General features: G+C 44.7%; 19 protein-coding genes and 1 other annotated feature (1 of these 20 only partly in view). Of the genes, 5 read left to right on the top strand and 14 right to left on the bottom strand.

Annotated elements, in window-relative coordinates; all coding sequences use genetic code 11:
- The first annotated feature begins 192 nt into the window (after window positions 1–192).
- Window positions 193–507 carry a PepSY domain-containing protein gene (locus LCL96_RS00500; RefSeq protein ID WP_224939539.1) on the top strand — a complete coding sequence of 105 codons (315 nt, stop codon included), beginning with the start codon at window positions 193–195 and terminating at the stop codon, window positions 505–507.
- Between the two features lie 38 nt (window positions 508–545).
- Here the strand turns inward: LCL96_RS00500 and LCL96_RS00495 are convergent, their stop codons facing one another.
- Both LCL96_RS00495 and trmB read right to left on the bottom strand, forming a co-directional pair.
- Window positions 546–1,388, bottom strand: a complete 843-nt coding sequence (locus LCL96_RS00495; protein WP_224939538.1) for a YtnP family quorum-quenching lactonase — start codon at window positions 1,386–1,388, stop codon at window positions 546–548.
- A 421-nt stretch (window positions 1,389–1,809) separates the two neighbouring features.
- Window positions 1,810–2,454, bottom strand: coding sequence for a tRNA (guanosine(46)-N7)-methyltransferase TrmB (gene trmB, locus LCL96_RS00490; RefSeq protein WP_224939537.1), 645 nt, complete (start codon window positions 2,452–2,454; stop codon window positions 1,810–1,812).
- A gap of 230 nt (window positions 2,455–2,684) precedes the next feature.
- Here trmB and LCL96_RS00485 point away from each other — a divergent pair, with 230 nt between their 5' ends.
- Window positions 2,685–2,963 carry a YtzH-like family protein gene (locus LCL96_RS00485; protein WP_224939536.1) on the top strand — a complete coding sequence of 93 codons (279 nt, stop codon included), beginning with the start codon at window positions 2,685–2,687 and terminating at the stop codon, window positions 2,961–2,963.
- Between the two features lies 1 nt (window position 2,964).
- On the opposite strand, the gene LCL96_RS00480 is transcribed toward LCL96_RS00485, so the two are convergent.
- The 4 genes from LCL96_RS00480 to thpR form a co-directional block, all read right to left on the bottom strand.
- Window positions 2,965–3,738, bottom strand: coding sequence for a phosphotransferase family protein (locus LCL96_RS00480; RefSeq protein WP_224939535.1), 774 nt, complete (start codon window positions 3,736–3,738; stop codon window positions 2,965–2,967).
- A 175-nt stretch (window positions 3,739–3,913) separates the two neighbouring features.
- The gene (gene pulA / locus LCL96_RS00475; protein WP_224939534.1) at window positions 3,914–6,061 is read right to left on the bottom strand and encodes a type I pullulanase; all 2,148 of its coding nucleotides are present in this window, start codon (window positions 6,059–6,061) and stop codon (window positions 3,914–3,916) included.
- Between the two features lie 251 nt (window positions 6,062–6,312).
- On the bottom strand, window positions 6,313–7,266 hold the full coding sequence (locus LCL96_RS00470) for a nuclease-related domain-containing protein (RefSeq protein WP_224939533.1): 954 nt from the start codon (window positions 7,264–7,266) through the stop codon (window positions 6,313–6,315).
- 24 nt (window positions 7,267–7,290) lie between these two features.
- Complete coding sequence (gene thpR, locus LCL96_RS00465; RefSeq protein ID WP_224939532.1) at window positions 7,291–7,842, bottom strand: RNA 2',3'-cyclic phosphodiesterase; 552 nt, start codon at window positions 7,840–7,842, stop codon at window positions 7,291–7,293.
- 326 nt (window positions 7,843–8,168) lie between these two features.
- Here thpR and cysK point away from each other — a divergent pair, with 326 nt between their 5' ends.
- Window positions 8,169–9,098, top strand: a complete 930-nt coding sequence (gene cysK / locus LCL96_RS00460; RefSeq protein ID WP_224939531.1) for a cysteine synthase A — start codon at window positions 8,169–8,171, stop codon at window positions 9,096–9,098.
- Window positions 9,099–9,143: 45 nt separating this feature from the next.
- Here the strand turns inward: cysK and LCL96_RS00455 are convergent, their stop codons facing one another.
- From LCL96_RS00455 to pepV, 3 genes are read right to left on the bottom strand one after another with little or no spacing between them, the layout of a single operon-like run.
- Window positions 9,144–9,419, bottom strand: a complete 276-nt coding sequence (locus tag LCL96_RS00455; protein WP_224939530.1) for a hypothetical protein — start codon at window positions 9,417–9,419, stop codon at window positions 9,144–9,146.
- A gap of 18 nt (window positions 9,420–9,437) precedes the next feature.
- Window positions 9,438–10,286, bottom strand: a complete 849-nt coding sequence (gene dat, locus LCL96_RS00450) for a D-amino-acid transaminase (RefSeq protein ID WP_224939529.1) — start codon at window positions 10,284–10,286, stop codon at window positions 9,438–9,440.
- Window positions 10,287–10,310: 24 nt separating this feature from the next.
- Entirely contained in the window at window positions 10,311–11,717 is a 1,407-nt protein-coding gene (gene pepV, locus LCL96_RS00445; RefSeq protein WP_224939528.1) for a dipeptidase PepV, read from the bottom strand.
- 386 nt (window positions 11,718–12,103) lie between these two features.
- Between pepV and LCL96_RS00440 the strand changes: the two genes are divergently transcribed.
- On the top strand, window positions 12,104–12,325 hold the full coding sequence (locus tag LCL96_RS00440) for a DeoR family transcriptional regulator (RefSeq protein WP_206851743.1): 222 nt from the start codon (window positions 12,104–12,106) through the stop codon (window positions 12,323–12,325).
- A gap of 194 nt (window positions 12,326–12,519) precedes the next feature.
- On the opposite strand, the gene LCL96_RS00435 is transcribed toward LCL96_RS00440, so the two are convergent.
- The gene (locus LCL96_RS00435) at window positions 12,520–13,239 is read right to left on the bottom strand and encodes a pseudouridine synthase (protein WP_224939527.1); all 720 of its coding nucleotides are present in this window, start codon (window positions 13,237–13,239) and stop codon (window positions 12,520–12,522) included.
- 146 nt (window positions 13,240–13,385) lie between these two features.
- Window positions 13,386–15,005 carry a polysaccharide biosynthesis protein gene (locus tag LCL96_RS00430; protein ID WP_224939526.1) on the bottom strand — a complete coding sequence of 540 codons (1,620 nt, stop codon included), beginning with the start codon at window positions 15,003–15,005 and terminating at the stop codon, window positions 13,386–13,388.
- 196 nt (window positions 15,006–15,201) lie between these two features.
- Here LCL96_RS00430 and LCL96_RS00425 point away from each other — a divergent pair, with 196 nt between their 5' ends.
- A complete protein-coding gene (locus LCL96_RS00425) occupies window positions 15,202–16,464 on the top strand; it encodes an NAD(P)/FAD-dependent oxidoreductase (protein WP_224939525.1) in 1,263 nt (420 codons plus the stop codon).
- Window positions 16,465–16,510: 46 nt separating this feature from the next.
- Here LCL96_RS00425 and LCL96_RS00420 read toward each other — a convergent pair whose 3' ends face one another.
- The 3 genes from LCL96_RS00420 to leuS all read right to left on the bottom strand — a co-directional run bounded on the left by LCL96_RS00420 (window position 16,511) and on the right by leuS (window position 19,934).
- Window positions 16,511–16,693 carry a sporulation protein Cse60 gene (locus tag LCL96_RS00420; RefSeq protein WP_034765594.1) on the bottom strand — a complete coding sequence of 61 codons (183 nt, stop codon included), beginning with the start codon at window positions 16,691–16,693 and terminating at the stop codon, window positions 16,511–16,513.
- 325 nt (window positions 16,694–17,018) lie between these two features.
- Window positions 17,019–17,333, bottom strand: a complete 315-nt coding sequence (locus LCL96_RS00415) for a rhodanese-like domain-containing protein (protein ID WP_224939567.1) — start codon at window positions 17,331–17,333, stop codon at window positions 17,019–17,021.
- A 186-nt stretch (window positions 17,334–17,519) separates the two neighbouring features.
- Window positions 17,520–19,934, bottom strand: coding sequence for a leucine--tRNA ligase (gene leuS / locus LCL96_RS00410; RefSeq protein ID WP_224939524.1), 2,415 nt, complete (start codon window positions 19,932–19,934; stop codon window positions 17,520–17,522).
- Window positions 19,935–19,996: 62 nt separating this feature from the next.
- Window positions 19,997–20,066 (bottom strand) — a binding site (T-box leader) (it continues 153 nt past the right edge of the window).

Below are 20,066 nucleotides of genomic sequence, written 5' to 3'. Positions count from 1 at the left end.
TAATCTTATTTTACAGAACTTTCGCACCTCTTACCACCAATTGAGAATAAAAGCAGTTCTCTTTTTGATGTTTTCTTTGATAGAATGTACCTATGGATGATAAATTATCGATCAGTGCCGGAAAGTTTTCAGGACCGGATGAACGGATCCTGACGGCTTTCACGCAAAAATTGCCTGTGGAGGGAATAACAGATGAACTGGAAATCTTTCATATTAGGACTCGGAATCGGAGCAGCGGGTGGATACTTACTTAAAGAAAAGCTGGATGACTCACGCCTCGTTTCTGCGGAAAAAGTATTAAAAGACGTCAAACTTTCGTTCAAAAAAGAAGGCAACATCGATGGATCATGGATCGGGATGAAACCTGAAGACTATCAGAAGCACTCCGTGAATACCAAAGTATATAAAGGCGGTATCTCAAGACGAAAAGACGGAGAGCTCGAGCAGTATGAATTCATTGCCGATGCTTATACCGGAACAGTCGTAGATGTGTACCCTTTAGCTTAATAAAAAGGATGATCCCGATCTACGGGACCATCCTTTTCTTATTTTTCCCTTCCTACTTTATCCACGATTTCCCCATCTCTATTCCACTTGATCCCTCTATACTCCGCATCATGATAGAAGAGGAACCAATACTCCCCTTCGATGGCTTCTGTGATCCATTTTTCCTTTGCCCCGATGGAGGTCATCGGATAGTCATCATAAGCGAGTACCCAAAGGGGATTTTTATGTGCATGAGTCGGCATGATGTCCGCCATATGGATGAACTTCTCTCCGTTGTTCTCTAGCAGGATGATGGAATGACCGTTACTGTGACCGCCAGTGTGGACCATCTTGATCCCCGGAAGGACCTCCATCTCTTCTTCATACGTAGTCACTTGCGATTGAATGCTTTCCCAGTTTTCCTTCCAGTATGTATTACGGGAGCGCACATTGGGATTCCTCATTTCATCCCACTCCACCTGAGAGGTATAGATGGTGGCATTCGGAAAGGCCGAAACCAGTTCATCCCCCTCATATTTTGTTAACCCGCATGCATGATCGAAGTGCATATGGGTCATCAAAATCACATCAATATCGTTTGGCGAAAGGCCCAGAGTAGCAAGAGACGCTTCAATTTCCGATTCTTCATGCACACCATAATTGCGTTTTTGTTTGTCATTCAGTTTGCCTTTGCCGATGCCTGACTCAATCAGCACATTCTTCCCTTCCCACTGAAAGAACAGGGGATCGGTACGTAATTCAATCTGATTCAGTTCGTTCACAGCATATTTTTTGGACCAAAGGGGTTTTGGAACCACTCCAAACATAGCTCCCCCATCCATATGGGTCACACCCCCATTCAGCCAGTGTATCGTTAGATCTCCAACGTTTAACGTTTCCATCCTGATTCCTCCTTTGTTCATACCTCTTCATTTTATCAGAATAGATGGATAACTTGTAGGCAGAGGTCTTCTCCATAATAAAGGCTGTTTTGATATGGCGGAGCGAGTGGTGGTTGATTGCCGCTCCAGGTGCTCGCTTTCCGCGGGGCTGGCGGTGAGCCTACTCCGGCTTCGCCCTGTGGGGTCTCACCTGTCCAGCTATCCCGCAGGAGTCGAGCACCTTCCACTCCAATCAACTGACTAAGCTTAAGTTATAAATGTGTCCTAAAAAGGGGCGTTCCGAAATCCAGAAAATGAACTGTTCTGAATAGGCTTTACATGACGTTAACTAAAAATGAAGCATTTCCTCTCATGACATCACATCGGCAATTTCAAATAAATAAAAACAGCCCCAAATACATCAGGGCTGCGGGTCCATCAATTATTCACTTTGATATTGTGCTTCGACTCTGTAGATTCTCTGCCCTTTGGCTGAGAATTTTTCTTCATATTCGGTCATGATATTGCCTTCGAAGTCGGTGTTATGCAGATCTAGGCTTAAGAAGTTCAAGTGCAAGCCGTACCATGAGAAGCTCTTTAATGAGTACTCGAATAACCCTTGATTATCTGTCTTAAAATGGATTTCCCCGTTTTTGATCAAAATCTCTTCATACATGGACAAGAAGTCCTTGTAGGTCAGGCGGCGCTTTTCATGGCGGTTTTTCGGCCATGGATCAGAGAAGTTCAAATATACTCTGTCCACTTCTCCTGATTCGAAGTACTCTGTCAGATTTCTTGCATCAACGTTCAATAGCTTCACGTTCGGAAGTTCAGCTTCGATCAGGCGATCAAGTGCTGTGACGATGACACTTTCATAAAGCTCGATTCCAATATAATTAACGTCCGGGTTGGCTCTTGCCATTTCCGTGACGAATTGACCTTTTCCTGTCCCAACTTCGATATGAAGGGGGTGATCGTTGCCAAACTCTTTATTCCATTGACCTTTTTTCTCCTGGGGTTCTGCCACAACGTACTGTGGATGATCACTGATTTTCTCAGAAGCCCATGGTTTATGACGTAAACGCATGTAGACACCTCATTTTTTATTATCGAAAAAAACATACCATGACTCTCGGTCCTATGCAAGAGCCAATTAAACGACAGCGCCTCTTGAGGTCCGTCCCTCAAAAAGGGCGCATAATTGAAAAAGGAATTCACACACTAGTAGTGAATTCCTTTTTTCGGTTCTGATCTTGATCGGGCTGTTTGAAAGTACTTGGTTCCATTAAATTAATTGAAAATGAAAGGGTGTACTCCATGCCTTTAAATTCACAGAATCAAATGCAGTTATTATCTGATATATTAAGCAATCATTCGACGGATTGCTGTGGTTCGGTTTCTGAATGTGAGCAGGTTGAGCGCTTAGTGAAGTCGTTGATGGTCAATGTCGATATCCACGAAAACGTCAAACCCGTTTTACAGGAAATCTACCAGTACAGTCAAAGCGGGATTTCATCGCCTGACTTGACGAACCATATTACGACGAATAAAGATAATCTGTCCCAATGGGTCAACGATATGAACAGCTACTCTTGATTCAGATTACCTTGTGCAAGTATTGAATCCAATGGTTCATCTCGTGGAAACGGGCTTTCCCTTTATGCCACTGGATGGATAAAATTGTTTGTGCCACGACGTACCATTTCATCCGTAGCTTCAGGTTATCGGTCAGCTCGACTCCGTATTGAGTCAACCAGCTTTCCCATTGATCCTCGGGGATATACCAGTATAACAATAACCCTACATCAAAGGCAGGATCTGCGATCATCGCTCCATCCCAGTCGATCAAATACAACTGGTTGTAATCAGACAGCAGCCAGTTGTTATGGTTGACGTCCCCGTGACAGACTACATATTCTTCTTGTTGAACTTCCATAAGCTCCTTCTGAAGAAACAAAAGCGCCTCTCTGATGACAGGCAATGAAAGAAGATCGAACTCGAGTCCTGTCTCCACTTCCGTCAGCATATGCTCCGGTTGGAACGGTTCTTTCCCCAACCGTTCCAGCATCGTGGAAAGAGGTTTCGAGGAGTGGATCTTGTTCAACAGCCTCGCCACCCGTTCATCCTTCATCTCTTCGGGCTTTAATTCTCTCCCATTTAACCAGTGTTGTGCTGTGATGACGTCCCCGTTTTCCATTCGCTTTGTCCAAACAAGCTTGGGTACAATACCTTCTGCGGATAATACAGCTACAAAAGGGGAAGAATTGCGCTTCAGAAATAACCTCTGCTCCTGATACTGAGCAAAGAACGCTTCTCCGGTTGCACCGCCTGCGGGGACGATTTCCCAATCTTGGTCAAATAAGTGTTCCAATATATTCACCTTCTATTGGTCCTTTGTCATGTTTGTATATGTGTATCATTACATTTCACTAAATTTTAAGAGTCATATAAAATAAAAAAGACAGCTATTGGGCAATACAAATCAATAGCCATCTGTTACGATTTTATCGTCATCTTGCGTTTTCGTCAAGCACTGGAATGAACTGTTATCTTACAAACACATAGGAAGAGACCGGTTCAAGGGTGATGGAAGCTTCATTTAAATCATACAGACCGCTGACGCTCGCCCGATTGCCATCCGATAGGCAAATCCAGTCATTTCCTTCCGGCAGGGTATACTCACATGCCTTTGTATCCGAATGAAAGACCATGAGAATTTCATCCCACGGGCCGTATGGATGAACATTTTGATACAATACATCGATCAGGTTTGCCTGGCTGTGAGACACCTTTACATGCTCCCGGATCAACTCACTCTTCTGGAAGCGGAAGGCCCCGTGACTTTTTCTGATCTGGATTAAGGCTTTGACATATTGGACCACGTTATCGAATTTTTCTCTTCGGATCCAGTCTAACTGATTGATTTCTACCGGGGAATTATAGCTGTTCTCGATCCCCTTTTTCGTTCTAAAAAATTCCTGCCCTGCATGAAGAAACGGGATCCCTTGAGATAACAGCACCATCGTGGTCGCTAATGAGTGCCGAGCTTTTAGGATTTCTTCGTCTTCATTTAAACATGCCTTCATTTTATCCCACAGAGTATGGTTATCATGGGACTCCACATAGTTGACAGATTGAACAGGCTCCTTAAAGAGTCCCCGTTCCCCACTGCTCATTCCGACGCTTCCCGTAAGGACGAGCTCCACCTTCTGTTCCAGATGCCCGTGACCCAGTGCGAATCCTTTATCATATAGATTAAATGTACTTCCTTTGATGGTGTCCCTAAACCAATCATTAAATTGACCGATCCCTTGAAGCTGATGGGCATTGCGCAGATTGGCTTTTTGATGTGGAGGCAGCGGCGTATTCAAATCCCACCCTTCTCCAATCAATACCGCACCCGGTAACACTTTATCCACTTCTTCACGGATTGCGGTCATAGTCTTGACGTCCAGGATTCCCATCAAATCAAATCGAAAGCCGTCCACACCGTATTCATTCATCCAATATAAAATCGAATCTACGATAAACTTCCTTGCCATAAGGCGTTCAGAGGCAAAGTCATTCCCTACCCCCGTCCCGTTAGACGGTAAGCCATTTTCATCGTGACGGAAAAAATAGCCGGGCACAAGCTTCTCAAAAGATGAATCCTCTCTTATGAATACGTGGTTGTAAACCACATCCTGAATGACTCTGATATTTTCATCGTGAAGACATTGAATCACGGTCTTTAATTCCCTGATCCGTTCATTTGGGTCTTCAGGTTTTAAGCTGTAACTTCCTTCAGGTGCATTGAAGAATAACGGGTTGTATCCCCAATTATAACTAGTGTCTGAGGGGTTATCCGTCACACCATCGAAGTCATTGACAGGAAGCAGCTCAACATGGGTGACCCCCAGTTCCTTCAAGTACTGAATTCCGCTTGAGAATCCATTCGGCGTGGTCGTTCCCTTTTCCGTAAAGGCGCAGTACTTGCCCCTGAACTTCATACCACTTTCCTGTTGGGCAGAAAAATCCCTGATATTCAATTCATAGATCACAGCATCCGTCGGAGAGGTTAATGCGGGGAGTGGCTTGTTCTTTTCATGCGCATTATCCAGGTTGATGACGACGCCCCATTCACTATTCAATGAGACCGCTTTTGCATATGGATCAATCAGCTCATCCCATATCAGATTGATACACGGGAGGATACTATAAAAATATCCTTCCACATCGGTATTTACCCGACATTCCCAAACACCGTTTTCCATTCTTTCAAACGGATACTGAATTTCTTCATCGTCAGGGGACTTAAGCTTTAATCTAACCTCCGTCGCCGTCGGTGACCATACCTTAAAAACAGTGCACCCATCCTGGTATGTAACGCCCAGGTCATGTCCATCGTAATAGTACCGTTGATCAAACTCTTCTGTCCGTATCACAGCCCCGATCTGAAGGTCTGTCCTTGTATCATGTTCATCAACTATTTCATAGCATTTTCCTAAAATGATTTTCTCACTTTGAATAGTCGTCACATATTTCATGGCATCATTCAAGGGGATCTTCTCTTCAATATGAAGCGCAATCCTCTCGTCCCCCTTGATCAGGGTGAAGTGACTCGAATGCCCTTCATGATAATGATATGGGAGAATCATGGTGATTGAATTGAACGTATCCAAAAATGCATCATACTGTCTGCTAATGACTAACACTTCTGCCACCCACTTCTGTTTAACATTTTCCGACTCGATGGAAAGAACCGGACTTCAGCTCTTGTATCGGGAGCATTATACTTACCCTATATTATTCAAAAAATACCCATTTGGTCCGCCGTTTCATGATTCTTTGTCTCTCATCAAATCAAGTGTTTTATCATTAAGATATGCTTGTATTTTTATATTAGGCCAATCAAGACGGGTTTCTGATGGATTATACCCCATAACCGTTTGATCAAAACCGTCGATTACCCATGGTTTTCATCCGATACCGTTTCTTCCCACTGAAGCCTCTTGAAGGAAGTCGTTTGACAATACTCCATGATCGCCTGAGCTGCTTTCAGCTGGACACTCTTAATCGGGGAAGAACTGGATCGCTGCTGCTGGAACCATTCCTGATGGATCCTCTTATCCAAGAACTGAATCCCTACTGGGGACTGCGGGTAATCTATGTAACCGTTCCTGCTGATGACAGCTTGATAAATAGGCAGTTCAACTCCGGCAAATTTGATGATTTGATGGACGATCCGCTCCATCCTCTTCAAGCCGATGAGAGGATTCAACACCTTCGATTCCATATCTCCCCATTTTTTCACCCAGAAACGCTCTCCCGATCCGATATAGGCCGTCCCCTCCTCGAACTCCAGGAAAGTTAAACACCAAATGCCAGTCGGCGTGATTAGGATGGTCTCTAATTCAACAGGTGCATTTTTTATTTTCAGGACAGGGTTGTACATGACGAAAATATTATCCGGGAAGCGTTGCAGAAGGTAGCGTAAACGTTCGTCATAATGATAACTGTTGTCCACATAGGATTTTTCCGTGATGGTAGAGCTTGCCCACCTCAGTTGAAAATCAAATACAAGATCCAAAAAGGAAAGCTTCAATTCTTCTTCCGAGTGAATATCCTGATTTGCATCTACCTCAAACTGGATTTCTTCATCACTCTGCTGAGTAACGGGATCTTCCTCTTCTTCAGCATCTTTCTTCTTAAACAGTGAAAAGAGTTTTTCCTTCATGGAATTCTTCTCTTCGTCACTCTCTTCCTTTACTGGTGGTACTGGGGGGATCTCCCCATTTTCCCAATGTTGTTTCATTTTTTCCCATTGCTGCTTTTTTAATCGGACAAATTGGGAAGGATATCTATATAAATCCGTTTCATATCGTGAAACGTAATCTTGAAGCTTAATGAGCTGTGCCATATTGAATCGGTCCTTTCGTGACGGTCAATTTGTCTGTAAGGGGATGGTATGAATCGCTTCGTACTTAGGTGTCCGGTCCATATGCGTCCGGTATAATACGATTTCTGCAGCCATTAATGTATGGCTGTCAACAGGCTGAAATCCATTCAGCCACTCTTCTGTAAAGGGGAATTCTTCATTCCATTTTCTCCCCACTGTGATGTGCGGGGAAAACGGCCGTTTATCCAATTGAAAGCCTGACTCTTCACAGGCACCATACACAGTGTTCCGGACCCCGTGCAGGATGTCGGAATGCTTGACACCCATCCATAAAATTCTAGGAGAATCACTCTTCCCAAAAGTGCCAAACCCTTCGAAGGTCAGGGAAAAAGAAGAATAGGACAAACTCTCCACTTTTTCGATGACGTGATGAAGCTTCTCTGCACTCCCTAAAAAAGCAAGGGTAAGATGATAATCCTCGGGATGGACCCACTTTTTGAACGAACCATTTTCCCTTAAAGGCTGCATGCAATTGTCCAAATACCGTTTTGTTTCCCGGGGCAGGGAAAGTGCAAAGAAATAATGGTTTTTTAACATACTACGTTAGTCCTTTCTGCTAGGCTTCTCCAGAAATATATTGGTTTGTCACATGATTGGCGAAAATGTTAGGTTTCAAACATTAAGACAGTCGAATTTTGCTATAGTAATTAGTCGATGCCCAGAAAGTTGATTGGAGCGGAAATCAACCACTACTCACTTATTCAAAAGTCCACTAATATTACCTTCATTTTAGCAAAATGTGTCATGAGAGAGAATGAATAGAGAGAATTGCAACAAAAATGAAATACAAAGCTAATTTATTTGATAAGATTTATCTGAATTAGTACGATAGAAAGAGAATGTTTTCTGAAAGGAAGATGAACATGAAAGTGGTACAAAATATCGCAGATCTCATTGGGGACACCCCCCTTGTAAAATTAAATCGATTGAACCCTGCTGATGGGGCGGATGTATATGTGAAATTAGAATTCTACAATCCGAGTAAAAGTGTAAAGGACAGAGCGGCCTATCAGATGATTGTGGAAGCTGAAAAAGAGGGCTTACTGAAGGAAGGCTCAACCATCATCGAACCCACAAGTGGAAACACGGGAATCGGGCTTGCCATGAATGCGGCAGCAAGGGGCTATCGCGCCATCCTCGTCATGCCTGATACGATGACACAAGAACGCATCAACCTCTTGAAAGCGTATGGAGCAGAAGTGGTATTGACACCGGGGGACGAAAAAATGCCTGGTGCCATCGAAAAAGCAAAAGAACTGACGGAGCAGATTCCCAACAGCTTCATGCCTATGCAGTTTGAGAACGATGCAAACCCAAATGCCCACCGGAAAACCACGGCCCTTGAAATTGTTGAAGCGATGAAGGAGCTTGGAAAGCCGTTATCTGCTTTTGTGGCAACCGCAGGCACCGGGGGAACGATCACGGGAACAGGCGAGGTATTGAAAGAGCATTATCCTGATCTTGCCGTCCATGTTGTGGAGCCTGCCGGTTCACCGGTTCTATCTGGAGGAAAACCGGGCAAGCATAAGCTGGTGGGAACAAGTCCAGGGTTTGTACCGGACATCCTGAATACGAATGTATATGATGAAATCCATAAAATTGAAGACGAACAGGCTTACGATATTGCCCGAAGAATGGCAAGCGAAGAAGGCATCCTGGTGGGACCATCTTCAGGTGCCGCATGTTACGCAGCCATAGAAGTGGCGAAGAAACTATCTCCTGGTGATGTGGTCGTATGCATCGCCTGCGATACTGGAGAACGCTATCTATCAAGCGACCTGTTCAGATTCTAATGATAAGAGGCTGCCCCTTTAGACGGAGCAGCCTCTTTCTTATGTTCATTTGATTTGATGATAATGTGAGATGAATTGTTCGGGAGAAGATTTTACGACGAACGTCCAGACCCCTTCGATTGTGTGAAGATACAAAAATGTATAGTAAGCGGACAATGGTTTGCTTGTCACGTCCATCACATCTTTGATGATGAAGCTCTTCGTAGGAGTGACGATTCGATCATTGTACAAATACAAATGCTCCTCCGTCTCTACCGTGAATTGCTGGTTGTCTTCTATTCTTCGTTCTGTCTTCATAAATGGCTGTGAACAAATCAACATGTCATGCCTCCAACTAGTTTAACGAGCTACCATTCCTTTTCTGTCACTGAATAGCGCCTGAAGCCTTTTCGTGACAGCACCCGGTTTACCTTCTCCGATCACCTGTCCATCGATCCCGATTACAGGCATCACTTCTGAAGTAGTACTGGCAATGAACACCTCATCTGCTGCCATCAGCTCTGAAACGGAAAATGTCTCTTCTTGAAACGCGATATCATTTTTCCGGCATAAATCTTCTATGACTCTCCTCGTGATTCCATTGAGGATGAGGTTGGTAACGGGATGTGTATAAATGACTCCGTCTTTCACCATAAAGGCATTGGAAGAAGACCCTTCCGTTACTGTATTGCCACGGTGCAGAATCGCTTCGAAATGACCTTCTGATGCCGCCTCCTGTTTTGCCAGAAGATTGCCTAGGAGATTCAAACTCTTAATATCGCAGCGAAGCCATCTGATATCCTCAACAAGCTTGGCTGTCACCCCGTTATTCATCTGATGAGAGGGAACCGGGAAGTCCTTTGTATAAGCAACGACACTTCCCACTACGTCTTTGCTAGGAAAGTGATGCTGACGTGCTGAGACACCGCGAGTCACTTGTAAATACACGATCCCGTCTTTGACATCGTTAAGCTCGATCAGCTTCAGCAATTTGGCTGTGAATTCCTCTTCTCCATATGGAATGGAGAGCTTCATCTTTTCAGCGCTTTGATACAGTCGTTCCATATGCTCTTTCATGGTGAAGGTACTTCCGTTATATACCCGGATCACTTCATAAATACCATCCCCGAATTGATAGCCTCGATCCTCGATATCGACCTTCGCTTTATCGCGGTCGATCAGTTCCCCATTTACAAATACTGTTTTCATCCTCTGCTCTCCCCCTTGTGTCTATTAAGATTCACATGCTAACTCATAAATGGCCTGGGCGTAAATAGCCGTCGCTTTAAGGAGATCCTCTATATACATATATTCATCCTTTTGATGGGCAATATCTTCACGGCCTGGGAAAAGCGCTCCAAAGGCTACGCCTGCTTCAAGACTTCTCGCATAAGTCCCTCCGCCGATGCTTAATAATTCCCCTCTTTCACCTGTCTGGTCTTCGTAAACCTTTTTCAGGGTCTGCACGAGCTCATCATCCTTAGACACATGGTGAGGCTTGCTGTCAGTGAAGTTCTCGATGGTATACCCTTCTATGTTCTCAATGATGCTCTTTCCTTTTTCCATGTCAAATGTCACTGGGTAACGCATATTCAAGCCTAAACGTCCTCCATCGGCTTCTGTATAGCGAAGCTTTCCGACGTTTATAGTGAGATCCCCCGTAATGTCGTCCGTGTAACTGACGCCAAGCTGAATCCCTCTGGAATCCTTGAAGAAGTGCTTTGTCGTGAAATCAAAGAACGCTTTACCTTGAGAGGATAGTGGCAGTTTCGAAAGGAAAGCAGCTAAATAAAGTCCGGCGTTCTTCCCATTGTCAGGCTCCATTCCGTGTGAAGACACACCTTCCACTTGGAATACAAGCTCGCCGTTTTCAAGATAGTAGCTTCCTTTGACCCCTTCTTCTTTGGTGAAGATTTCAAAGTTCTGCACCCATTTCGTATGATCCTCATCCACAACCAATATGGCCTTTGCATAGTCAGGAACCATGTTGTAACGGCGGCCAGACTCGAAAGAAAGGACTTTGATCCCAGATTCCGTCACCTCTGCAGGCTTCACCTGGACCAAATCATAATCCGCGATTCCTTTTTCAGCATGGATGATCGGGAAGTCGGCATCAGGTGCAAATCCCATCGTCGGCATTTCCTCTTTTTTGAAATAGTGCTCCACGCATCTCCAGTCGCTTTCTTCATCCGTCCCGATGATCATGCGAATCCGTTTGTTAAACGTCGGATCAAGATCTTTTACGATTTTCATTGCATAGTAGGCAGCCATCGTAGGGCCTTTATCATCGATCGCTCCACGGGCATAGATCTTCCCGTCTTTGATCTCACCGCCATAAGGATCGACGCTCCAGCCATCCCCTTCAGGAACCACATCCACATGACAGAGGATACCGAGGAGGTCCGTCCCTTCCCCGAACTCTAAATGTCCTGCCAGGTGATCAACGTTCTTGGGAGTGAATCCGTCCTTCTCCCCGAGTGTCAACAGGAAAGAGAGTGCCTCCTTCACACCTTTACCGAGGGGTGCCTCTTCCGTCGCATTTCCTTCATCAAGCACACTTTTAATCTGAAGGAATTTCTGCAAATCCTGCAGCAATTCATCTTTCCGTTTCTCGACTTCATTCGTCCAATTGATACTCATATACTTCCACCTGCTTTATATGTATTTACTTCACCTCCCATTTTATACTGTTTGTCGGGGAAATCCAAACAGGGACTCTACTCTTCTTTTCACTTGCAGAATGACTAAAAAGAGAGGATTATAGAAAAAATACATAATATTAGCATTTTCTTCATATTCTAGGAATAGAACCATCAAGTTACTACGTAAATAGTTTGTAAATTTGGACAATATTCTAGAAATTTTGTCGGATTAGGGGTACAATGTAATTGTCTGACATCTTATGAGTAAACTCTAAATGTAGAAAAGGGGTTGTCTAAAGCGCATAGTACATATGGGAGCACGTGAGGTGCACAAACGACGCATGTAGTCTTTTGCCTTTGGAAAAATGATGAGGGAGTGGTTTTTTGAAACCTTCAACCAATCGTATGCTCACTAGAATCAAAGCTGTATACATGTACATTAAACAGAAGGGTACTGTAACAACTCAAGATCTTGTAGACGAATTTGGCATTACTCCTCGCACCATACAAAGAGATCTCAACGTGTTAGCTTATAATGACTTGGTGCAAAGTCCAAGTCGGGGTCAGTGGACAACTACACAGAAAAAAGTGAAAATGACCTCATAAACGAAAAGCGTAGGCGGCTTGCTCAGGCCCGACAAGCATAAGACGAGGAACCCGGAAAGGCGTTTTTTGCCTTTATGGGTTGCTTGGCTTATGACCTCGAGGGACTAGCCGCCGGAGCTGGACATATAGAAAAGCAGACTAAAAAAACAATCAAACGGGGCGGCACCTTTATCGTAAGGTACCGCCCCGTTTTTTTATTCCGGCTTATATTCTTTAAGAAGGGTTACTTCCTCTTCCGTCAGTTCACGGTACTCACCAAGCTCCAGATCTTCGTCAAGCTTTAGCGGTCCCATCGTCAGGCGCTTGAGATACATCACGCGCTTACCGACACTTTCGAACATTCTCTTCACCTGATGGAACTTCCCTTCGGTGATCGTCAGCTCGATGTCTGAAGTTAGACCCGATTTTAAGATCGTTAACTCTCCCGGTTTCGTTTCGTAACCATCGTCCAATGTGACTCCATTTTTGAACGCTGTGACATCCGCTTCCGTCACTTCCCCGTCAATCACGGCGAAATAGGTTTTCGGCACATGCCGTTTTGGTGAAAGGAGCTGATGGGATAATTGACCGTCATTTGTAATAAGAAGGAAGCCTTCTGTATCTTTATCCAGTCTACCGACAGGGAATGGATTGAAGATTTGATCTTCCATCTGAAGTAAATCAATCACCGTTTCATCCTGTGAGTCTTCCGTTGCAGAAATGACTCCCGGCGGCTTATTCATCAGCAGGTAAATATACTCGCGATATTCCACCTGTTCACCATATAACATCACGGTATCCTTTTCCGTATCTATATGGACTTTCCCATCCTTGACGACTTCCCCATTCACTTGGAGACCGCCATCCTTTAATAATTTCTTTACTTCCTTGCGGCTACCATAGCCCATGTTCGCAAGCATTTTATCTATTCTCACTTCATTCACTCTCCATCTGTTTCAGCCTTCGATTCGTAAGTATTTCTTTATTTTTCACTCATTCTTCTATTCTTAACATAGGCTCCATCAGGTAAGCAACTCTTTAGAAAAAAGAAAAAAGGGATGATCACGCCATCCCTTTTCCCCTACCCTATACGCAGCTTACTGCGGATCCTCGTGATTTTATCACCGAACAGCCGGTCTGCAAGCTTACTTCTCATACTCAAGTAGAAGTAAACGAGAGCTCCTACCCCGCCGCAGATTGCCACTAGGATAATTGATTGGAAGCCTGATTCTGGACTGAGAAATTTGACCAGTATGCTGTAAAGTACCAGTACAACCCCAGCCATGACGGCATTCAACGCTCCGATAAACATCGTTCTTCTTAAAATCAATTGGAATTGATATCTCGCATATTTTTTTATCACATAGAGATTGATCAGGATCGCCACTGTATATCCAATCGTCGTCGCAAGCACGGCTCCCTGGGTTTCAAACAGGCGAATCAGCGGGATGTTCAGGACAAGCTTCAGAAGCAAGCCGACAAGTAAGCTGAAAATCGTGAATTTCTGCTCATCAATCCCTTGAAGAATCGCTGCCGTAACCGCAAATAGTGCAAACAGGATCGCAACTGGCGCATATGATCGTAAAATCGACGTTCCCAAAGCGTCACTATGATAGAACAACGTATACATCGGCTCCGCTAACAAGGCAAGTCCCAAAGCGGCCGGTACTGTCAGGAACAACAGAATCTGAAACGTCTGGTCAATGTTCCTGCGCATCGTTTTCCGGTCACCGCTCGTATAAGATGTTGTGATCAACGGAATAAGCGTCATCGAAAAGGCGGTTGCCAGCGATACAGGAATGATCACGAGCTTATGCGTATAGAAGTTCAATACGGCAAACGCATGATCGGAAATTTTCGCATTTCCGATATCCGCCATAGCGGTATTGAAGGTGATCTGATCCACCAGTTGGAATAATGGATTGGCCAGTCCTACGAATATGAATGGAATCGAATAGGCAATGATTTCTTTGTACATCGCTTTTAACGAGATTTCTTCATTCCCTTTGTCCTCTTCAAGGAGCTCATCTAAATGAGGCTTCCGCTTATACCAATACCAGATCAATGCCCCAAGACTCGCAAGCCCCCCTACAAACGCTGCAAAGGTTGCTACGGAAATCGCCGTTGTAACGGTCCCATCCAGTATGTTCAATACAACATAAATTCCGCCAAGAAGGAAGACGATTCGGACGATTTGCTCAATGACCTGGGAAACCGCCGTCGGCCCCATGGACTGGTGACCCTGGAAGAATCCCCGGATCAAACTCATGAAAGGAATAATGATCAGGGCAAAACTCACGGCCCTGATGACCGTCGTCACCTGCGCGACGGAAATGACCTGCTCATCACTTTTGATCGTCATTTCGGCGAAAATCGGTGCGAATGCATACATGATGAGGAAGGACACGACCCCCGTCAGCGTCATCAGCACCAGTCCGGACTTAAATAACTTCCGCCCTACGGCATATTCCCCGATGGCATTATATTTTGAAACGAATTTTGAAACGGCCAGCGGCACCCCCGCAGTCGCTACGGTCAGAAAGATCGTATAAGGCACATACCCATATTGATAAAGGGATGCCCCCTCTTCATGACCTTTTAACAAATCATCAAACGGTATAACATAAAAAAGACCCAAAAACTTAGAAATAAAGGTCCCTAACGTTAAGATAAACGTTCCTCTTATTAATTTAGATGACATAGTATCCCTCTCTATATATCTTGTTGCCCGTTAAACAAACAAAATAAATTCGAACTCGAAATTTACACACTATCAGTAGTTTACTACTGTACGATTCGAATGACAATTTTTTTCGAATGTTGTATTTAAAACCTATCCCATTTAAAATAAGGTGAAACTTCTTTTGAGAAGCGAATAGGTAAAGTTGGTGAAAAAAATGGTAAAGAAATACGACGTCATCGTCATAGGCGGAGGACCATCAGGCTTGATGGCCAGTATTGCAGCCGGAGAAAACGGTGCGAAAGTCCTCCTTGTAGATAAAGGTACAAAACTAGGCAGAAAGCTCGCCATTTCAGGAGGCGGCCGCTGCAACGTGACCAACCGGCTTCCTGTAGAGGAAATCATTAAACATATCCCGGGCAACGGGCGTTTTTTATACAGCGCGTTTTCCGAGTTTAATAATGAAGATATCATCTCCTTCTTCGAGAATCTTGGAATTCAGCTAAAAGAGGAAGATCACGGACGGATGTTTCCTGTTTCGAACAGGGCCATGGATGTGGTGGAAGCACTTCTGAAGCGCATGAAGGAATTGAAGGTCGACACCAGGACAAGCACGAGCGTTGAAGACGTTCTGTACGAAAACGGCGAAACCACGGGAATCCTTTTAAAAGATGGAGAAACCATTCTTGCTAACGCTGTCGTGATTGCCGTCGGCGGAAAGTCCGTCCCTCACACGGGATCGACGGGAGATGGGTATCCGTGGGCCACGAAGGCCGGGCATACGATCACGGACCTTTTTCCGACAGAAGTTCCCCTTACGTCGGACGAGCCTTTCGTGAAGAAGAAAGAGCTTCAGGGGCTTTCTTTACGCAGCGTGGATTTAAGCGTACTGAATCCCAAAGGTAAAAAGATCATTACTCATCGGATGGATATGATCTTCACTCATCTGGGCATTTCAGGACCAGCCGTTTTGCGATGCAGTCAATATGTGGTGAAGGCCATGAAGAAATGGAATCTGACACACGTGGCTATGCAGATTGACTCCATGCCGGATCAAAATGAAGAACAGCTATTCCAGTCTCTTCATAAACAGGTGAAGGAAGATGGGAAGAAAGCGGCTAAGAATATTTTCAAGGGTCTTGTACCTGAGAGATATCTATTATTCTTACTCGACCGTGCCGAAATTGATCACGATGAAAAAGGCGATCACATCTCTTCTGAAAAGATCCGCTTCTTTGCAAAACTGTTGAAACAGTTCACCTTCAATGTGAACGGAACATTATCCATCGATAAAGCGTTCGTAACCGGCGGCGGGGTTTCCGTCAAAGAAATCGAGCCGAAAACGATGGCCTCCAAGAAAATGAACGGCCTGTTCTTCTGCGGGGAAGTGCTTGATATCCACGGATACACAGGTGGTTACAATATTACCTCTGCACTCGTCACCGGACGGCTTGCCGGATACAATGCAGCGAAGGTCTGATAGGCAAAAAGAAAGGTTGATCCTCCTTTGTGAGTGATCAACCTTTTTATTTTCTATATACCACCATGGCCGAGAAACAGTAGATCTGGTCCTCTACTTCCTCCGACATCGCTGCTACGTGATATTTAATATCGACAATCTTTTTATCATCCATTTTGCTGAGGAAATGGTTCATATCTTTCTCTAAATCTTTTTCATGTTCGTAGTCAAAGACTTTTACTTGGATCATAGAGTCCCCTCCCGGATCGTTTTTGTTAGCAGTATTGTCAGAATAGTTTGTTTTTAAACATTGGGTGAGGGAGTGAGTTTTGGTTTTTGGCGTTCCGCCGTTAAATTTGGGATTTCGCCGATATATTCTGGATTTCGCCGTTATAATGAAAATTTCGCTGATATATTTCGGATTTCGCCGTTATAATGAAAATTCCGCTGATAAATCCCCTTCACAAACCACATCCCGCTTTAAAGAGAGCCAATTGCAACCCGCTTTCCACTAAACACACAAAAAAGCACACCCCTTTTAAAAAAAAGGATGTGCTTTCCCACTAAAAAACTCATTATTTCTTCGCTGCAGTTTCCCCAGCCCAGTTCATCATGCCGCCTTCCATGTTCACCACTTTATACCCTTGTTCCTGCATGTAGTGAGCAACATTTCCGCTGCGGTTGCCTGAACGGCAGATAAAAATATACTCTTTACCCTTATCAAACTGGTCAAGTGACTCAGGGATTTCACCCATCTTGATATGCTTCGCTCCTGGAATCATACCCTCTTCCACTTCTTCATCTTCACGAACATCCACCAATAGCAGATCTTCTCCATTCTTTAACTTCTTCTCCAACTCATCCGTCGTAATCGTTTTAATAGCATCCATTCTTCTCAACGTCCTTTCATCATTCATTTATTCATTCACCAAGATTATACCAAAGCCTGTCCCCAGAACAAAAACATGGGATCCATAAAAGGCCATAAAGAGGGACGGACCTCACCGAAATGTTGATTTAAAGCGATTTCCGCTCCAAAACAGGCTCATTTCGAGGTCCGTCCCTCAAACACTCTATTAGTTGGCGACGATGTTGACTAGTTTGCCAGGTACGGCGATGACTTTGCGGATGGTTTTGCCTTCGATTTGTGTTTTGATTTCATCGTTTTCCATCGCTGTTTTTTCTAGGTCATCTTTGGTCATGTCGCGTGGGATCATGACTTTGGCTTTCACTTTACCGTTCACTTGAAGGACGATTTCGACTTCGTTGTCCACAAGCTTCGATTCGTCGAATGTCGGCCATGCTTCGTAGGAGATTGTTCCTTCGTGACCAAGCTTGCTCCAAAGTTCCTCTGTCATATGAGGAGCGATCGGCGCTAGAAGCTTGATGAAGCCTTCTACGTATTCCTTCGGAAGGGTTTCCGCTTTGTAGGCATCATTGATGAATACCATCAGCTGGGAAATTCCTGTATTGAAACGAAGTCCTTCATAGTCTTCCGTCACTTTCTTAACGGTTTGGTTATACGTTTTATCAAGGTCACTGTTCGGTGCATCCGTCACTTTAGAGGATAATGAACCATCCTCTTCGACAAGAAGGCGCCATACACGATCAAGGAAACGACGTGCTCCATCAAGACCGTTTGTGCTCCATGCAATGGACGCTTCCAGTGGTCCCATGAACATTTCATATAGGCGAAGGGTGTCGGCACCGTGAGATTCAACAACTTCATCCGGGTTCACGACATTCCCTTTTGATTTACTCATTTTTTCGTTGTTTTCCCCAAGGATCATTCCTTGGTTGAATAGCTTTTGGAACGGCTCCTTCGTTGGAACTACGCCGATATCATAAAGGAACTTATGCCAGAAACGCGCATACAGCAAGTGAAGTACCGCATGCTCGGCTCCACCGATATACGTATCGACCGGCAGCCACTCCTGCATTTTCTTCGCATCGGCAAGGGCACCTTCGTTATGTGGGTCGATATAACGGATGTAGTACCAGCAGCTTCCCGCCCACTGTGGCATCGTGTTCGTTTCACGACGGCCTTTTTTACCTGTTTCAGGGTCCTCGACGTTCACCCATTCACTGATGTTCGCAAGTGGAGATTCACCTGTTCCAGATGGTTTGATTTCAGTCGTCTTCGGAAGGACAAGAGGAAGCTCACTTTCAGGAACAGTCGTGGTCGTACCGTCTTCCCAATGGATGACTGGAATCGGCTCCCCCCAGTAACGTTGGCGGCTGAATAGCCAGTCGCGAAGGCGGTATGTCACTTTCTTCGTTCCGATGTTCTTCTCTTCCAACCATGAAATGGCTTTGGCAATCGCTTCTTCCTTTCCAAGTCCATCAAGGAAACCGGAATTTACATGATCTCCGTCACCTGTGTATGCTTCTTTCTCAACATTGCCTCCAGCCACAACTTCCACGATTGGAAGATCGAATTCTTTCGCAAACTCATAATCCCGTTCGTCATGGGCAGGAACCGCCATGATCGCTCCGGAACCGTAGCTCATCAGAACATAATCAGCGATCCAGATCGGCATTTTCTCACCGTTGGCAGGATTAATCGCATAAGCTCCTGTGAAGACACCCGTTTTTTCTTTTGCAAGGTCTGTACGCTCAAGATCGCTCTTCGACTTGATCTTGTCGATGTATTCATTCACTTTCGTGCGTTGTTCGTCCGTTGTGATTTCCGCAACGAACGGATGCTCCGGTGCAAGAACCGCATATGTCGCACCAAAGATCGTATCAGGACGCGTCGTGAACACATCGAATGATTTGTCATGGCCGTCGATGGCAAAATTCACTTCTGCCCCTTCAGAACGGCCGATCCAGTTACGCTGCATATCTTTGATGCTTTCCGGCCAGTCAACCTCTTCAAGGTCTTCAACAAGGCGATCGGCATAAGCCGTGATCTTCAACATCCACTGTTTCATCGGACGGCGTTCTACCGGGTGACCACCGCGTTCGCTCTTCCCGTCGATGACTTCTTCATTTGCAAGAACGGTACCAAGGGCCGGACACCAGTTCACGGCAACCTCATCCACATAAGCTAATCCTTTTTCATAAAGTTTCGTGAAAATCCATTGCGTCCATTTGTAATAGCCGGGATCTGTCGTATTGACTTCACGGTCCCAATCATACGAAAATCCTAGTGATTTGATTTGGCGACGGAACGTATCGATATTTTTTTGAGTGAATTCCGCAGGATCATTCCCTGTATCAAGGGCATATTGCTCTGCCGGTAAACCGAATGCATCCCAGCCCATCGGATGAAGGACATTGTATCCCTGCATGCGCTTCATGCGGGAAAGGATGTCAGTTGCCGTAAACCCTTCCGGATGTCCTACGTGAAGACCTGCGCCTGATGGATACGGGAACATATCCAGCGCGTAGAAATTGGATTTCCCTTCTTCTTCTGTTGCTTTAAACGTTTTGTTTTCTTCCCAATACTGCTGCCATTTCGTCTCAACACTTTTATGATTAAAACTCATATTGAGATCCTCCTTTAATTTTCATAAAAAAATAAATAAAAAAACCCTCATCCCAAATAAATATTTGGGACGAGAGTTTGTATGTACATTCTCCCGCGGTACCACCCACATTAGTGTACGCGCACTCAGCTT

It is taken from the genome of Rossellomorea aquimaris, from assembly GCF_020172085.1.
Taxonomy (GTDB): domain Bacteria; phylum Bacillota; class Bacilli; order Bacillales; family Bacillaceae_B; genus Rossellomorea; species Rossellomorea aquimaris_E.
This window is presented reverse-complemented; position numbering and strand designations above follow the sequence as displayed.

Coding starts and splice junctions, on each gene's coding strand:
- LCL96_RS00500 (WP_224939539.1), top strand. CDS start 193: ATGAACTGGAAATCTTTCATATTAGGACTCGGAATCGGAGCAGCGGGT.
- LCL96_RS00495 (WP_224939538.1), bottom strand. CDS start 1,388: ATGGAAACGTTAAACGTTGGAGATCTAACGATACACTGGCTGAATGGG.
- trmB (WP_224939537.1), bottom strand. CDS start 2,454: ATGCGTTTACGTCATAAACCATGGGCTTCTGAGAAAATCAGTGATCAT.
- LCL96_RS00485 (WP_224939536.1), top strand. CDS start 2,685: ATGCCTTTAAATTCACAGAATCAAATGCAGTTATTATCTGATATATTA.
- LCL96_RS00470 (WP_224939533.1), bottom strand. CDS start 7,266: ATGGCACAGCTCATTAAGCTTCAAGATTACGTTTCACGATATGAAACG.
- thpR (WP_224939532.1), bottom strand. CDS start 7,842: ATGTTAAAAAACCATTATTTCTTTGCACTTTCCCTGCCCCGGGAAACA.
- cysK (WP_224939531.1), top strand. CDS start 8,169: ATGAAAGTGGTACAAAATATCGCAGATCTCATTGGGGACACCCCCCTT.
- LCL96_RS00455 (WP_224939530.1), bottom strand. CDS start 9,419: ATGTTGATTTGTTCACAGCCATTTATGAAGACAGAACGAAGAATAGAA.
- dat (WP_224939529.1), bottom strand. CDS start 10,286: ATGAAAACAGTATTTGTAAATGGGGAACTGATCGACCGCGATAAAGCG.
- pepV (WP_224939528.1), bottom strand. CDS start 11,717: ATGAGTATCAATTGGACGAATGAAGTCGAGAAACGGAAAGATGAATTG.
- LCL96_RS00430 (WP_224939526.1), bottom strand. CDS start 15,005: ATGTCATCTAAATTAATAAGAGGAACGTTTATCTTAACGTTAGGGACC.
- LCL96_RS00425 (WP_224939525.1), top strand. CDS start 15,202: ATGGTAAAGAAATACGACGTCATCGTCATAGGCGGAGGACCATCAGGC.
- LCL96_RS00420 (WP_034765594.1), bottom strand. CDS start 16,693: ATGATCCAAGTAAAAGTCTTTGACTACGAACATGAAAAAGATTTAGAG.
- LCL96_RS00415 (WP_224939567.1), bottom strand. CDS start 17,333: ATGGATGCTATTAAAACGATTACGACGGATGAGTTGGAGAAGAAGTTA.
- leuS (WP_224939524.1), bottom strand. CDS start 19,934: ATGAGTTTTAATCATAAAAGTGTTGAGACGAAATGGCAGCAGTATTGG.